We start from the raw sequence: 13,188 nt of genomic DNA, 5'->3' as shown, positions 1-13,188 counted from the left end.
TCGGCGGCATCAGAGTTGACGAATGACCTGGGCAGCGGTCGCCACGTTATGGGCCAGGTGCAGCGGGTTGATGGTCCCGACAATAGCACTGGCGACGCCCGGTTGCGCAAACAACAAGGTGAAACTGGCGCGAATTGGATCCATTCCTGGCGCCAGGCACACGTGACCGCTGGCCAGGGCCTTTTTGACCAGGATGCCTTTGCCGTGGGCCGCCGCATAATCAATGACGGCTTTCTCGGCCTGTTCGTTCAGATTGTAGGTAACCATCGCGCAGTCCCCCTGTTCCAGAGCCTGCACGCCGCCTTCGACGGTTTTGCCGGAGAAGCCGAAACCGCGAATCTTGCCCTCGTGCTTGAGCTGCGCCAGCGTCTGGTACACCTCGCAGTCGTTGAGGATGTGCAAGTCGTTGCCGTCCGAATGCACCAAAACCAGGTCGATAAAATCCGTTTCAAGTCGTTTCAAACTACGTTCTATCGACAGGCGTGTATGGGCGGCGCTGAAATCGTGACGCGACACGCCCGACTCGAATTCTTCGCCCACCTTGCTGACGATCACCCACTCCTGACGCTGGCCGCGCAACAACGGCCCCAGGCGTTCTTCGCTCATGCCGTAGGCTGGTGCGGTGTCGATCAGGTTGATGCCCAATTCCCGGGCCTGGCGCAGCAGCATGCGCGCCTCGTCGTCGGCGGGGATCTGGAAACCATTGGGGTATTTCACCCCTTGGTCGCGACCCAGCTTGACGGTGCCCAGGCCCAGCGGCGAGACGAGCAGGCCGGTGCTGCCCAGCGGGCGATGCAGGTCGTGCAGGGTAGGCAGGCTCATGGCAACAGGGTCTCCCAGACGGGCACGCCGAGGGCGGGCTTGGGCAGTTCCGGCAGCGGTTGCGTGGCGCCAGGCTGAATGCCGTCGCGTTCCAGGCTGTGCAGCACGCGATCGGCGAAGTCCGGCGCCAGGGCCAGTTTGGTTGGCCAGCCCACCAGCAGGCGGCCCTGCTCGGCGAGGAAGGCGTTGTCGGGGCGGCTCAGGCCCGACTGCAGGGGCTCGGCGCGATCGACACGCAGGGTGGCCCAGCGGGTCTGGCTCATGTCGATCCAGGGCAGCAGGTGTGCCAGCTCTTGCTGCGCGGTGGCGATCTGTGCCTCTGGTGTGCGCGCCACGCCATCGGCTTCGGCGATGTCGCCGCCCATGTACCAGACCCATTCGCCATTGGCGGCCGGGTGCGTGGTGATGGTCAGGCGCGGCTTGGTGCCACCGCCCAGGCAGTGAGCGTACAGCGGCTTCAGGCCGGGGCCTTTGGCGAGGATCATGTGCAGCGCCCGCTTCTGCATGGCCGGCTGGCTCAGGCCCAGGGCGCTGAGCAAGTCTGCGGTGCCGGCGCCGGCGCTCAACACGATGCGTTGGGCGCGAATCTCGCGGCCGTCCACTTTCAAGCCCACCAGGCTGTCGCCGTCCAGCAGCGGTTCAATGTGCTGCCCGGCGAGCAGGCTGTCACCGGCCAGCTGCGCGAGGCGCTCGATGACGCTGGGTACGTCCACTACCAGTTCGGCCAGGCGGTAGACCTTGCCCTTGAAGCGTTTGTCTTGCAAAGCCGGCGGCAACTCGTCGCCCTTGACCTGATCCACCCGGCCACGTACGGCCTTGCTGGCGAAGAAACTGGTGAGGTTGCCGGCGAGTGTGCCGGGGGACCACAGGTAGTGGGCCTGGGACAGCACGCGCACGCCGGACAGGTCCAGCTCGCCGTCGCCGGCCAGAGCTTCGCGCCAGCGGCGCGGCATGTCGGCGATGGCTTCGGAGGCGCCGGTGAGGGCGCCGTGCAACGCATACTTGGCGCCGCCGTGAATGATCCCCTGGGACTTGACGCTTTGTCCGCCACCGAGGGTGGCGCTCTCCACCAGCACCGTGGCGAATCCCTGGCCGCGCAGGCGCGCGTTGAGCCAGAGGCCGGCAACCCCGGCGCCGACAATCAGAACGTCGGTGGAAATAGGCATGCGCGCGGGACCTCTGCGTTGGAAATGGGCGCGTAGTATAGCGCGCAGTGCCCCGTTATCAGTGCGACACGTTGGCCGCGGCTCAATGCCCTGCGGTTTTGGAGAACAACTGAATCACCACCACTCCCAGCACAATCAAGCCCATGCCCAGCATCGCCGGCAGGTCGAGCTTCTGCCCGTAGATAAACAGTGCCGCAACGCTGACCATCACGATCCCCATCCCGGCCCACACGGCATAGGCCACGCCCACCGGCACTGTGCGCACCACCAGGGTGAGCATCCAGAACGCTACGCCGTAGCCGACGATCACCAGCAGCAGTGGGATCGGGGTGCTCCAGCCCTTGATAGCTTTCATGGAAACAGTGGCGATCACTTCCAAGCAGATGGCGATGGCCAGGTAGCAATAGGCGGCGTTCATAGGGAAAATCCTCGGCGTAGGGCGGGTCAATCAGGCCGGCATTTTAGCTGCAGCCTGGATGGGGTAAAGTCATTACCTATCCGTATAAGAGATAGGTTGCGTATGAGCGTTCAATGGGATCTGGAGCAGATGCGTCTGTTTGTCAGCGTGGCCGAGCAGCGCTCGTTTTCGGCGGTGGCACGCGGGCAGCGCAAGGCACAGTCGGCGGTCAGCAACGGCATTGCAATGCTGGAGGCTGACTTGGGCGTGAGCCTGTTCGAACGCAGCAGCGGTCGCCAGCCGCGCCTGACCGAAGCCGGCGCTGTGTTGCTCGAAGAGGCGCGCGAAGTCTTGCGCCAGTGTGAACGCCTCAGCGGACGCGCCCTGTCATTGATGCGTGGCGAAGAAGCCTGTCTGCGCCTGGCTCAGGACGAGGCGATGCTGTATCAGCCGGTGCTCGACAGCCTGGACGCCCTGGCGGGGAAATTTCCCAATCTGGAAGTGCAGCTTTCCAGCGCCGCCCAAGGCGATGTCGCGCGCAAATTGGTGGAGCGCAAGGCTGACCTGGGCATGCTGTTCTATCACGACCAAATTCCCGAAGCATTGGAGCGTCGGGTGGTGGGCAGTGTGGAGATGGTTACGGTCTGCGGGCGCCGGCATCCGCTGGCGGCGCAGAACCGCGTGGATTGCCAGGGTCTGGCGCAATATCGCCAGTTATTGATGTCGACCCAGACCAGTGTCTATCCCGGCAGCGAAGCCGCCAGCCCGCAGGTCTGGCGGGCCGACAGCTTCTACGTGCTGGCCGAATGGCTGATCCGTGGCCTGGGCTGGGCCTGGCTGCCTCGGCACGTGGTGCAATACCCCGCCTACCAGAACCTGATGGTCGAACTCGACAGCGAATGGACCCCACCGGCGCTGGTGGTCGAGTTGGTCTGGCGGCGCGATGAGCCCCTGGGGCCTGCCGCGCGATTTCTCGCTGAGCGTTTTGCCGAGTGTCTGCGGGCGATTGACTGAAAAAGTCGATAAACTCCGCCGCCATGAATAGAACTCTCTACACCTGTCTGTTTTACCTGGCGCTGCCGTTGGTGGCCTTACGTCTGTGGCTGCGCGCGCGCAAGGCGCCGGCTTACGCCCAGCGCGTGGGCGAACGGTTCTCCTATGGCTTGCCGACGTTGCAGCCGGGCGGGATCTGGGTGCATGCCGTCTCGGTGGGCGAAAGCATCGCGGCCGCGCCGATGGTCCGTGGGTTGCTGGCGCGTTATCCACACCTGCCGATCACGCTCACCTGCATGACGCCCACCGGTTCCGAGCGGATCCAGGCCCTGTTCGCCAACGAGCCGCGCATCCAGCACTGCTATTTGCCGTATGACTTACCCTGCGCGGCCAAGCGCTTTCTGGATCGCGTGCAGCCGAAACTGGCAGTGATCATGGAGACCGAGCTGTGGCCCAACCATATCCACGCCTGTGCCCGGCGCGGCATTCCGGTGGCGCTGGCCAATGCGCGGCTGTCGGCGCGCTCGGCCAAAGGTTACGGGCGCTTCGCCAAGTTAACCGCGCCGATGCTGTCGCAGATGAGCCTGTTGGCCGTGCAAACGCAGACCGAAGCCCAGCGCTTCCTGAGCCTGGGCGCACGCCCTGAAACCGTCGAGGTGACCGGTTCGATCAAGTTCGACCTGACCGTCGACCCGCAATTATCGGCCCGCGCCGCCGCGCTGCGTGCGCAATGGGGCGCCACTGAACGGCCGGTGTGGATCGCCGCCAGCACCCACGCCGGCGAAGATGAAGTGGTGCTGGCGGCCCATCGCCAACTTCTCGACAGCTACCCCAATGCGTTGCTGATTCTGGTGCCGCGCCATCAGGAACGCTTCGGGCCGATGTTCGATCTGTGCCGGCAGCAAGGCTTTACCACGGTTCGGCGCTCCAGCGGCGAGCCCGTCACGGCGCAGACCTCGGTGCTGCTGGGCGACACCATGGGCGAGCTGTTGTTTCTGTATGCCCTGGCGGACAGCGCCTTCGTCGGCGGCAGCCTGGTAGCGACCGGCGGTCATAACCCATTGGAACCGGCAGCCTTGGCCTTGCCGGTGATCATGGGGCCGCACGTATTCAACTTTCTCGAAATTACCGCAATGATGCGCGAAGCCGGGGCGTTACGCGAAGTGGATGACGCCCAAGGGTTGGCCGAAGCCGTGCGACAGTTATTCGAACTGCCGCAGGATGCGCGCAAGATGGCGCAGGCGGGGCTCAAGGTGATGCAGGCCAACCAGGGCGCGCTTGAGCGACTGCTCGATGGTCTGGGCCGATTGATCGCGATTTAACGTGAGAAGGAGGCTTGCCCTTGATGGCGATCTGCCAGATCAACTAGTGTTGGCTGTCTTGCGCTAACGGGGGCAAGCCCCAATGCCAGTCAGTTAAGAGACGGAACGGGCAACCAGTAACCTGTGGCGAGCGGGCTTGCCCCGCGTTGGGCTGCGAAGCAGCCCCAAAACCTAGTCCCGGAGCTGCCTGGCATACTGCGACGCTCCTATTGGGGCTGCTGCGCAGCCCAACGCGGGGCAAGCCCGCTCACCACAGTTACAGTGTTCCTCCTTAACTGACCGGCATAGGGGCAAGCCCCCTCCCACATGATCAAGCCCCTCACACATGATTTAGCAGCGTGATTAATTATTCGGGCGGGCCTTGAGCTGTTCGGCGGCGGCTTTGGCCAGGTCGGGTGGCAGGAAGTCGCGGTCCGGGTTGTAGTCAGCCTTGAGGTAGCGCGCCAGGTCCTGTAGATCCCCTGGGTTCAGCGTGCCCGCGGCCTGCTTCAAGCGCAGGTTGTCGAGAATGTAGTCGTAGCGGCTGTTGTTGTAGTTACGCACCGAAGCATAGAGCTGGCGCTGGGCGTCGAGCACGTCGACGATGTTGCGGGTGCCCACCTGATAGCCGATTTCCGTAGCTTCCACCGCGCTCTGGTTGGAGATGATCGACTGGCGGCGTGCCTGTACCTGCTCAACATCGGTGTTTACCGCACGGTGCAGGTTGCGGGTGTTTTCCACCACCTGGCGGCGCAGGCCCTCGCGTTGCTGTTCGGTCTGGCCCAGGCGCGAATAGGATTCGCGCACCTGTGAGCTGGTCAGGCCGCCGCTATAGATCGGGATATTCAGGCGCAGGCCGATGGTGCGCTGTTCCACATCACCGCGATAGGGCGTGCCGAAGGCATTCGGGTTGCTGAAACCGAGGGCGTCGTTATCGCCTTTTTCATATTGCGCCACCGCGTCCAGGGTCGGCGCGTGGCCGGCCTTGCGCTGCTTGAGGACTTCTTCGGCGGCGGTGACGGCATAGTTGCTGGCCAGCAGGTTGAGGTTCTGGCGCCCGGCGGTTTCGACCCAGGCTTTGGCGTCGTTCGGCAGCGGCGGCAACACCGGTAGCGTGTGGACAATGCCCTGGATCGAGTTGTACTGACGGTTGGTCAGGGTGATCAGCGCTTCAAATGCGTCCTCCACCTGGCGCTGCGCGAGGATTCGGTTGGCCCGCGCGGTGTCGTAGCTGGCCTGGGATTGCAGCACGTCGGTCTTGTCCGACAGGCCCACGTCGAAGCGTTCGTTGGACTGGTCCAGTTGGCGCTTGAAGGCGTTCTCTTCGGCCTTGGTCGAGGCCAGGTTGTCCTGGGCGCGCAGCACGGCGAAATAGTTCTCGGCGCTCTGCAGGATCATGTTCTGTTCGGTGGCCGACAGTTGCAGGGCCGCCTGTTCATTGGTGGCTTCGGCAGCCTGCAGCTGGAACCAGCGATCGGCGCGGAACAGCGGTTGGCTGAGGGTGGCGCGCCAGGAGTGGGCATCGCGGTTGGCGGTGGCGGCCGGGGTATCGATCTGGGTGCGCACATTGTTGATATCGGCACCGCCCGAGAGGTTCGGCAGCAAGCCGGCGCGGGCCTGTGGCACCACTTCTTTCTGCGCGCCGTACTGGGCGCGGGCGGCAGCCAGGTCGGCGTTGTTATCCACCGCTTCCTGATAAACGCTGACCAGGTCGGTTCTGGCGGACAAGGGCGCTTCAGCTGCCCAGACCATTCCGTTGGTCGCACAAGACACGGCAAAGGCCAGTGAGAGTTTGCGCAGCATGAGGCGATCCCTGAATAAATATTATGGTGATAATTCGATGGCCAAGGCTACGGCGACTGGTTCAGAGCGTCAAGCCTCAGGCAGTAGCCGAGTGTAGTGGTGCTGACCCGGCGCAACAATCCTGCATTCACGCCATTCATCACGCTGAATGCAGCGCCATTGGCAATTTGCCCACACCCTGGTCTAGACTGGCGACGTTCTTGTCGGGGTGCCTTGTTGGAAGGCTGAGATCGGTAAATACCGGATCCCGTTGAACCTGATCAGGTTAGCGCCTGCGTAGGGAACAAGATTTCTCGTCACCCGGCGAGTCCTCTTGTGCTTCGTCCGGGATGCTGTTCGTTTATCGAGCAGCCCTCGTGCGCCAAGCACAGCACTGGTTCCAGTGCGTCCATCCGTCACAGGTTCGCTCCGACAAACATCCACCGCCTGGAGAGTTGGAGAGCCCGTGATGAGCACTGAATTAAAAAGCCAAAAAGCAAAAAACACCGTGCACTTGAGTGATTCGGCCAAGGTCGATTCCGGCTCCGTGCAGCCGTTTACCCGCTCGCAGAAGATTTATGTGCAGGGCTCTCGCCCCGATATCCGTGTGCCGATGCGTGAAATCAGCCTGGATGTCACGCCTACCGAGTTTGGTGGTGAAATCAACGCGCCCGTGGTGGTCTACGACACGTCCGGTCCCTACACCGACCCCAACGTCATCATTGATGTGCGCAAGGGCCTGGCCGATGTGCGCTCACCTTGGATCGAAGCGCGCGGCGACACCGAGCGGCTGGCCTGCCTGAGTTCCCGCTATGGCCAGGAGCGGCTGGATAATCCCGATCTTGCTCACCTGCGCTTTGCGCACCTGCAGAACCCACGCCGCGCCAAGGCCGGGGCGAACGTCTCGCAGATGCACTATGCGCGCAAGGGCATCATCACGCCGGAGATGGAATACGTCGCCATCCGCGAGAACATGAAGCTGGAGGAAGCCCGTGCCACCGGCCTGCTCAAGCAGCAGCACGCCGGGCACAGTTTCGGCGCGAGTATTCCAAAGATCATTACCCCGGAGTTCGTACGCGAAGAAGTTGCCCGCGGTCGCGCGATCATCCCCGCCAACATCAACCACACCGAGCTTGAGCCGATGATCATCGGCCGCAATTTCCTGGTGAAAATCAACGGCAATATCGGCAACAGCGCCCTGGGGTCGTCCATCGAAGAAGAAGTGGCGAAGATGACCTGGGGCATTCGCTGGGGCTCGGACAACATCATGGACCTGTCCACCGGCAAGCACATTCACGAAACCCGTGAATGGATCATCCGCAACTCGCCGGTGCCGATCGGTACCGTACCCATCTACCAGGCCCTGGAGAAAGTCGATGGTGTCGCCGAGGACCTGACCTGGGAGTTGTTCCGTGACACCCTGATCGAACAGGCCGAGCAGGGCGTCGACTACTTCACCATCCACGCCGGCGTGTTACTGCGCTATGTGCCGCTGACCGCCAATCGCGTGACCGGGATCGTCAGTCGTGGAGGCGCGATCATGGCCAAGTGGTGCCTGGCCCATCACAAGGAGAACTTCGCCTACACCCATTTCGAAGAAATCTGCGAAATCATGAAGGCGTACGACGTGAGTTTCTCTCTCGGCGATGGCCTGCGCCCCGGCTCGGTGGCCGACGCCAACGACGCGGCCCAGTTCGGCGAGTTGGAGACCTTGGGCGAGCTGACCAAGATCGCCTGGAAGCACGACGTGCAAACCATGATCGAAGGGCCCGGCCATGTGCCTATGCAGTTGATCAAGGAGAACATGGACAAGCAGCTCGAATGCTGCGACGAGGCGCCGTTCTATACCCTTGGCCCGCTGACCACCGACATTGCACCGGGCTATGACCACATTACCTCCGGCATCGGTGCGGCGATGATCGGCTGGTTCGGCTGCGCCATGCTCTGCTATGTCACGCCCAAGGAACACCTGGGCCTGCCGAACAAGGATGACGTGAAGACCGGCATCATTACCTACAAGATTGCCGCCCACGCGGCCGACCTGGCCAAGGGGCATCCGGGCGCGCAGATCCGTGACAACGCCTTGAGCAAGGCGCGCTTCGAGTTCCGCTGGGAGGACCAGTTCAACCTCGGCCTGGACCCGGACACCGCCCGCGCCTTCCACGACGAGACGCTGCCCAAGGAGTCGGCCAAGGTTGCCCACTTCTGCTCCATGTGCGGGCCGAAATTCTGCTCGATGAAAGTGACCCACGAGGTGCGTGAGTACGCGGCCAACCAGCGCATCGACGCGGTGGATGTGGATGTGGCCAAAGGGTTGGCGGAGCAGGCGGAGCGGTTCAAGCAGGAAGGCAGTCAGTTGTACAAGAAGGTCTGACCGCAGACGGCGGTGTCTGTACCGCCGTCATCGGGGGCAAGCTCCCTCCCGCACCTGAATGTGGGAGGGGGCTTGCCCCCGATTGCAATCTCCCAAACAAAAAAGTCCCCAAGAGATACCCACCTTGAGCATTCAACCGAGTACCTATTCTCCTGACCTCGCAGTGCCTGCTGACAAAAGAGTATTTGGCGCCCGCGACCTGTTTTCCCTGTGGTTCTCCCTCGGCATCGGCCTGATGGTCCTGCAGACCGGCGCATTGCTCGCGCCCGGCCTGGGCTTGTCCGGTGCACTGCTGGCGATTTTCCTCGGCACCCTGGTTGGCGTGATGTTGCTGGCTGCCGTCGGCGTAATCGGCAGCGACACCGGCCTGTCCGCCATGGCCGCCCTCAAGCTCAGCCTCGGTGCCAAGGGCGCCGGCCTTCCGGCGCTGCTCAACCTGCTGCAGTTGGTCGGCTGGGGCGCGTTCGAAATCATCGTGATGCGTGATGCCGCCAGCCTGTTGGGCGCGCGGGCGTTCAGCGCGGGCAGCTTGATGGCCAGCCCCTGGTTGTGGACGCTGTTTTTCGGTGGTTTGGCCACCTTGCTGGCGGTCAGCGGGCCACTGACGTTCGTGCGGCAGATCCTGCGCAAGTGGGGCATCTGGTTGCTGTTGGCGGCCTGCCTGTGGCTGACCTGGAACCTGTTCGCCAAGGTCGATCTCGGCGCACTCTGGGCCCAGGCCGGCGACGGGTCGATGCCCTTTGCGGTGGGGTTCGATATCGCCATCGCCATGCCGTTGTCCTGGCTGCCGCTGATCGCCGACTACTCGCGCTTCGGCAAACGCGCCAAAAGCGTATTCGGCGGCACCGCACTGGGCTTTTTTATCGGTAATTTCTGGCTGATGAGCCTGGGCGTGGCCTATACCCTGGCGTTTGCACCGAGCGGTGAGGTAAATGCACTGCTGCTGGCGTTGGCCGGCGCCGGCTTGGGAATTCCGCTGTTGCTGATCCTGTTGGACGAGTCGGAGAACGCCTTCGCCGATATTCACTCGGCGGCGGTGTCCAGCGGGATATTGCTGCGCATGAAAGTCGAGCACCTGGCATTGGCTATTGGCGTGATCTGTACCCTGATCGCCTGCCTGGCGCCGCTGGCGCAGTACCAGAACTTCCTGCTGTTGATCGGTTCGGTGTTCGCGCCGCTGTTCGGCGTGGTGCTGGTGGATCACTTTATCCTGCGCCGTCGTGGCCAGGGCGTACCCGGCAACGTGCGCTGGCCGGCGCTGTTGGCCTGGGTAGGCGGGATCGCCACCTATCACCTGCTGGCCAACCTCTACCCGGATGTCGGCGCGACCCTGCCGGCGCTGATGCTGGCAGGGGTGCTGCAGTTTATCTTCGCACGCGTTTTCAGCGGCGCGCAGGCACCAGCTCAGGCTTGAGGATGCCATCCAGGCGCGAGTAGGGGATCTGCAACTCGACGTGGCCCAGGGCGTACGGTGCGATGGTAGAGGTGGGGTACTTGAGGATCACGCCGCCGTAGGTCAGCGCCACGTTCGGGGTTTTCTGGAAGGGGTAGGTTTTCACGAACTCCTGTTCCAGGCTCAAGCGTGTGCTGATCAGCCAGCTGTTGTGGGCGACCTGGGCGGCTTTCCAGAAGGCGTCTTCCTTGCCCGGCAGCAGCATGTCGGCCAGCGACAGGGCCTTTTGCTGTTGACGCGAATAGTTGATGAATGCGCGGCCGGGCTCGCCATGGGTGGCGCCCTGATCCAGGTAGCTGGACAACTCGATAATCACCAAGCCGTCATGCTGCTCGCGTACCTTGGCCTGCAAGTACATGCTGTTGCGTGGCGCGGCGGTCTTCAGAAACTGCTCGCGATAGGTTTCCAGGCTCGAGGGCAGCGGCTCGTTCGGGGCGGTGCGGGTCATCTCCAGCAGGCGCTGCTCGATCAAGGCGTCCAGCTTGGGCTCCTTGGCAAAGTGCACGGTGTCGATGTTCACCAGCGGGCAGTCGGCGCTGGCGCAGCCCGGCCTGCTCTGCTCGGTGGCGTCGCGGGTGGCTTCCAGCGGGGTGCGATAGCTCGGTTGAAACAGGCTTTGGCAGGCACCGAGGGTCAATGCGATGCAGGCCACGGAAGCAATCTTTAAAAGCGACATGGATGTCCTTCGTCTAACGATAAGAGCCAGATTTGTGCAGCTTCGACTCCCGGCAAGGCAGTCAGTTCGCCACTAAGCTCATTAGAGTGAGTTTGACGCTCGCCGTCTATCCCGGCAACCGGAAAGGGGCTGCGCCGACGGGCTTGAGCGCGTTAGGATGGCGCGAATTGCCCAGGCATAACGAGGAAGGGATATGACGGACACAGCAAAATCGAAGCCGAGAGCGATTGAAATCGTGCAGCGCGACAATGCCTACAAAGGCTTCTACAAGCTTGATCGCGTGCAATTGCGCCACGAGAAATTCGACGGCGGCATGAGCCGGGTGATCAACCGCGAAGTCTTCGTCCGTCACGACGCCGTGTGCGTGCTGCCCTACGACCCGCAGCGTGATGAAGTGGTGTTGATCGAGCAGTTTCGCGTGGGCGCCATGGGCCGTACCGACAACCCCTGGTTGATCGAAATGGTCGCCGGCCTGATCGACAAGGATGAGCAACCTGAGGAGGTTGCGCACCGCGAAGCCGAGGAGGAAGCTGGGCTGACCTTCTCCGCGCTGTGGCCGATCACCAAGTATTTCCCGTCGCCCGGCGGCAGCACCGAATTCGTACACTTGTACCTGGGTCGTTGCGACAGCACGGGCGCAGGCGGCGTTCACGGCCTGGAAGAAGAAGCAGAAGACATCCGCGTCACCACCTGGGCCTTCGAAGACGCCCTGCAAGCGGTGCGCGACGGCAAAATTTCCAACGCAGCCAGCATTATCGCCCTGCAATGGCTAGCGCTTAACCGCGCGCAAGTGAGGGGGTTATGGCAGTAAAGGCACGGGAACGTTATCGCGTCGACCTGATCGGGCTGCAAGCCGCCTGCGAGGCCAATTATGCGCGGCTGATGCGCTTGCTCCCCGACATGCGCCACGCCCCCGAGGCGCGGCGCATCGGCGTGACCCATGGTGACCAGATGCTCGGTGTGCTGGCCCTGGAAGTCATCGTCAACTGCCCGTACACCACCACCCTGCGCATACGCCAGGAGCACAGCCTGCCGTGGTTGCCGGTGCCGCAACTGGAAGTGCAGGTGTACCACGACGCGCGTATGGCCGAAGTCATCAGCGCCGAACATGCGCGGCGCTTTCGCAGCATCTATCCTTACCCGAACGTGTTCATGCACCAGCCTGATGAAAAAGCCCAGCTCAATGTGTTCCTGGGTGAGTGGTTGAGCCATTGCCTGGCCCTGGGGCACGAGTTCGAAGTCGTGCGATAGATGTGAACTGTGTCTGCTTCCCCAGGTTTCCTCTTTGTGGCCTGCCCAGCATAATCGCGTCAACCGTCCATTCCTGTGATTGCCTTGGGAGAGCGCCTTGCCGAGCGTATCCACCGTGAGCCCCGACGCTTCGGCGTTGCTGGTACAACTGTCCGACAGCCACCTGTTTGCCGAAGGCGACACGACGCTGCTGGGTATGAATACCCGCCAGAGCCTGCAACGGGTGATTGAATTGGTGCGCGAGCAGCAGCCGACTATCGACCTGGTGCTGGCCACGGGGGATTTGTCCCAAGACGGTACGCTGGAGTCGTATCAACAGTTTCGTGCCCTGACCGCGAGCATCGGCGCTCCCACGCGCTGGATTCCCGGCAACCACGACGAGCCGCAGATCATGGTTCAGGCTGCCGTGCACAGCGATTTGCTCGAGCCGGTGGTGGATGTTGGCAACTGGCGCATTACCCTGCTGGACTCTGCCGTTCCCGGTTCCGTGCCCGGCTACCTGCAGGACCAACAGCTGCAATTGCTCGCTCAGGCCCTGAGCGAGGCACCGAACCGTCATCATCTGGTGTGCTTCCACCACCATCCGGTGTCGATCGGCTGTGCATGGATGGACCCCATCGGCCTGCGCAATCCCGAGGCGTTGTTCGCCGTGCTGGACCGCTTCCCCCAGGTCAAGGCGCTGCTCTGGGGTCATGTGCATCAGGAAATCGATCGCGAGCGCAACGGCGTGCGCCTGCTGGCGTCGCCTTCCACGTGTATTCAATTCGCGCCCGATAGCGAGGATTTCAAGGTCAGCGAACAGGCACCGGGCTATCGCTGGTTGCGTTTGCATGCCGACGGACGGTTGGAGACCGGCGTGGAGCGGGTCAAGGGATTCGCCTTCAGCGTCGATTACGGCAGCAACGGCTATTAACGGCTGCAAACACTGAACAGAAACTGTGGGAGGTGGTTGGATGATCGGGTGCTCACACCG

The 13,188-nt window shown here is 62.7% G+C and carries 12 protein-coding genes and 1 riboswitch; of the genes, 7 read left to right on the top strand and 5 right to left on the bottom strand.

What is annotated here, in order from left to right:
• Window positions 1–9: 9 nt before the first annotated feature.
• From QRN10_RS00350 to QRN10_RS00340, 3 genes are all read right to left on the bottom strand, one after another.
• Entirely contained in the window at window positions 10–822 is an 813-nt protein-coding gene (locus QRN10_RS00350) for an aldo/keto reductase (protein WP_253510142.1), read from the bottom strand.
• Entirely contained in the window at window positions 819–1,988 is a 1,170-nt protein-coding gene (locus tag QRN10_RS00345) for an NAD(P)/FAD-dependent oxidoreductase (protein WP_266245616.1), read from the bottom strand. The genes QRN10_RS00350 and QRN10_RS00345 overlap by 4 nt, the downstream gene beginning before the upstream one ends.
• Window positions 1,989–2,070: 82 nt before the next feature.
• Window positions 2,071–2,406, bottom strand: coding sequence for a DMT family transporter (locus tag QRN10_RS00340; RefSeq protein ID WP_285427671.1), 336 nt, complete (start codon window positions 2,404–2,406; stop codon window positions 2,071–2,073).
• A 102-nt stretch (window positions 2,407–2,508) separates the two neighbouring features.
• Here QRN10_RS00340 and QRN10_RS00335 point away from each other — a divergent pair, with 102 nt between their 5' ends.
• A complete protein-coding gene (locus QRN10_RS00335) occupies window positions 2,509–3,399 on the top strand; it encodes a LysR family transcriptional regulator (RefSeq protein WP_181080416.1) in 891 nt (296 codons plus the stop codon).
• A 23-nt stretch (window positions 3,400–3,422) separates the two neighbouring features.
• Complete coding sequence (waaA, locus tag QRN10_RS00330; RefSeq protein ID WP_181080417.1) at window positions 3,423–4,700, top strand: lipid IV(A) 3-deoxy-D-manno-octulosonic acid transferase; 1,278 nt, start codon at window positions 3,423–3,425, stop codon at window positions 4,698–4,700.
• 342 nt (window positions 4,701–5,042) lie between these two features.
• Here waaA and QRN10_RS00325 read toward each other — a convergent pair whose 3' ends face one another.
• On the bottom strand, window positions 5,043–6,482 hold the full coding sequence (locus tag QRN10_RS00325) for a TolC family outer membrane protein (protein WP_181080492.1): 1,440 nt from the start codon (window positions 6,480–6,482) through the stop codon (window positions 5,043–5,045).
• A gap of 194 nt (window positions 6,483–6,676) precedes the next feature.
• A riboswitch (TPP riboswitch) is annotated at window positions 6,677–6,782 on the top strand.
• Between the two features lie 148 nt (window positions 6,783–6,930).
• On the opposite strand from QRN10_RS00325, the gene thiC reads away from it, so the two are divergent.
• Entirely contained in the window at window positions 6,931–8,835 is a 1,905-nt protein-coding gene (thiC, locus tag QRN10_RS00320) for a phosphomethylpyrimidine synthase ThiC (protein ID WP_181080491.1), read from the top strand.
• 124 nt (window positions 8,836–8,959) lie between these two features.
• Entirely contained in the window at window positions 8,960–10,249 is a 1,290-nt protein-coding gene (gene cytX, locus QRN10_RS00315) for a putative hydroxymethylpyrimidine transporter CytX (protein WP_285427670.1), read from the top strand.
• Here the strand turns inward: cytX and QRN10_RS00310 are convergent.
• Complete coding sequence (locus QRN10_RS00310; RefSeq protein WP_181080489.1) at window positions 10,218–10,964, bottom strand: RsiV family protein; 747 nt, start codon at window positions 10,962–10,964, stop codon at window positions 10,218–10,220. The genes cytX and QRN10_RS00310 overlap by 32 nt on opposite strands.
• A gap of 193 nt (window positions 10,965–11,157) precedes the next feature.
• On the opposite strand from QRN10_RS00310, the gene QRN10_RS00305 reads away from it, so the two are divergent.
• From QRN10_RS00305 to cpdA, 3 genes are all read left to right on the top strand, one after another.
• The gene (locus tag QRN10_RS00305; RefSeq protein WP_181080488.1) at window positions 11,158–11,775 is read left to right on the top strand and encodes an NUDIX domain-containing protein; all 618 of its coding nucleotides are present in this window, start codon (window positions 11,158–11,160) and stop codon (window positions 11,773–11,775) included.
• Window positions 11,766–12,215, top strand: coding sequence for a DUF1249 domain-containing protein (locus QRN10_RS00300; protein WP_181080487.1), 450 nt, complete (start codon window positions 11,766–11,768; stop codon window positions 12,213–12,215). Before QRN10_RS00305 ends, QRN10_RS00300 begins: the two co-directional genes overlap by 10 nt.
• Window positions 12,216–12,312: 97 nt before the next feature.
• The gene (gene cpdA / locus QRN10_RS00295) at window positions 12,313–13,128 is read left to right on the top strand and encodes a 3',5'-cyclic-AMP phosphodiesterase (RefSeq protein ID WP_253510152.1); all 816 of its coding nucleotides are present in this window, start codon (window positions 12,313–12,315) and stop codon (window positions 13,126–13,128) included.
• Window positions 13,129–13,188: the final 60 nt, after the last annotated feature.

It is taken from the genome of Pseudomonas sp. lyk4-R2A-8 (assembly GCF_030209095.1).
Classification (GTDB): domain Bacteria; phylum Pseudomonadota; class Gammaproteobacteria; order Pseudomonadales; family Pseudomonadaceae; genus Aquipseudomonas; species Aquipseudomonas quebecensis.
Note: the sequence above shows the minus strand (reverse complement) of the source record. Positions and strands in the feature narration are given on the sequence as shown.